Origin of the sequence: Rhizobium sp. ERR 942, from assembly GCF_007828395.1 — a bacterium.
GTDB lineage: Bacteria > Pseudomonadota > Alphaproteobacteria > Rhizobiales > Rhizobiaceae > Rhizobium > Rhizobium dioscoreae.
Genome location: NZ_VIUA01000027.1, coordinates 1 through 1662 on the forward strand (window position 1 = coordinate 1; position 1662 = coordinate 1662).

Sequence of the window (1662 nt, forward strand, 5' to 3'; positions counted from 1 at the left end):
CAAGGTGGCTCAGACCATGGGTTCGATACAAAATCGAAAAGGCAAGCTATGAAACTATGATTGAACTTGACGGCGAAATCCTCATGTGAGCTTTGAGACTATGCGATCAACCGTTTACTCCGCGGCCCGCTGCCGCGACAGCGCTGTCTCACGCCGTGCAAGAACCTTCGGATCGTTCAGGAAATCCGTCTTCCGTCCAGGCTTGGTGCCGCGCGGTGTGTAGCCAATCCGTTCGCTGTTGGTCTTCACTTTTGGCTTCGGCTGCTGGTCCTGACGCTCCTTGATATAGGCCAGCACATCACCAAGGCGTTTGTTCTCGGTGATCGCCGCATGCGTCACCCGCTGATCCTTGTCGAACGTCCTATAGGGCAGGGAATAGCCCTTCCAACGCACATCCAGCCGACCATCCGCATAGGCATAAGTCTCGACATAGCGACCAGCCAATCCGCGCGTCACCTCGGTCTCCTCCAGCATGATCCGCCGGCGCTCAAACGAAAACGTCAGCTGCGATCCGACATAGCGCTGCTCGCGCTTACACAGGATCTCAGTCAATCGATCCGGCGCCAGGTTTATCGGCCGATGCAGGTCATCGGACCGGGCAGGGGCAATCGCAAACCGCGCATTGTAGTCCTCCATAAAGCCAGGCAAAAACGCATTGCCCGCCTCCATGTCGCAGATGCCCGCCAGCCGTAACTCCTTGACCAGCCGGTCCTGCAGCGTCCGGTTCATCCGCTCGACACGGCCCTTGGCCTGGCTCGAATTTGCGCAAAGAATCTCAATGTTTAGCTCGCAAAGCGCACGTCCGAACTGGGTCATGCCCTGACCACCCTTTGCATCCTTTTTAGCCACCCGGAACACCGAATGCTTGTCTGAATAAAAGGCAACCGGTGCGCCATGACGCTTGAGATAAAGCGCCAGCGCCTCGAAATAGCTGAAGGCACTTTCCGAACGCACGAAGCGCAACTGCATCAACTTGCCGGTCGCATCATCGACGAACACCAGCAGCGAACACGGATTACCACGGTCCTCAAACCAGCGGTGCTCGGAGCCGTCGATCTGCACCAGCTCGCCATAGGCCTCGCGCCGCAACCGCGGCTGATGAAACGTCCGGCGCTGCTTGCGCGACAGCCATAGTCCGGCCTCGACCATCCAGCTGCGCACCGTCTCACGCGATACCCGCAAGCCATCGCGTTCGGCCAGCTTCTCCGTCGCCAGCGTCGGCCCGAAGTCCGCATAGCGTTCGCCAATCAGCGTCACCGCGTAATCGCGAACGCCATCGCTGATCCGATTGTTCGACGGTCGGCCGATCGCCTTGTGCCGGATCGATGCCGCACCGGTCGTCCGGATCCGCTCCAACAGCCGGCGAACCTGGCGCGTGCTCAAGTCCAGGACACGCGCCGCCGAAACGATCGTCATCCGGCCGTCGATCACCTTCGACAAAACCTCAATCCGCTGCAGATCGCGCTCGCTCATCGCAATCAATCCCATCCGCAATCTCCCAAGGTCATCAAAACCCGGGGGAGAGTGACATTCCAACTTTGCAGAAACAGGACACTTCAACTTTGCGGTGGAGAAGCTAACCCAAGTGCATCACGCCGGCGTTTAGGGTAGGGGATTACGCCTCTTCCTGCAAATATGCCATGAACACTTCAGCTGGGGTTC

Annotated in this window: 1 protein-coding gene; it reads right to left on the reverse strand. The window is 58.6% G+C overall.

The features are described 5' to 3' along the window. Positions 1–114: 114 nt before the first annotated feature. On the reverse strand, positions 115–1488 hold the full coding sequence (locus FBZ97_RS34240) for an ISNCY family transposase (protein WP_145324704.1): 1374 nt from the start codon (positions 1486–1488) through the stop codon (positions 115–117). Positions 1489–1662 lie beyond the last annotated feature (174 nt).

Coding starts and splice junctions, on each gene's coding strand:
- FBZ97_RS34240 (WP_145324704.1), bottom strand. CDS start 1,488: ATGGGATTGATTGCGATGAGCGAGCGCGATCTGCAGCGGATTGAGGTT.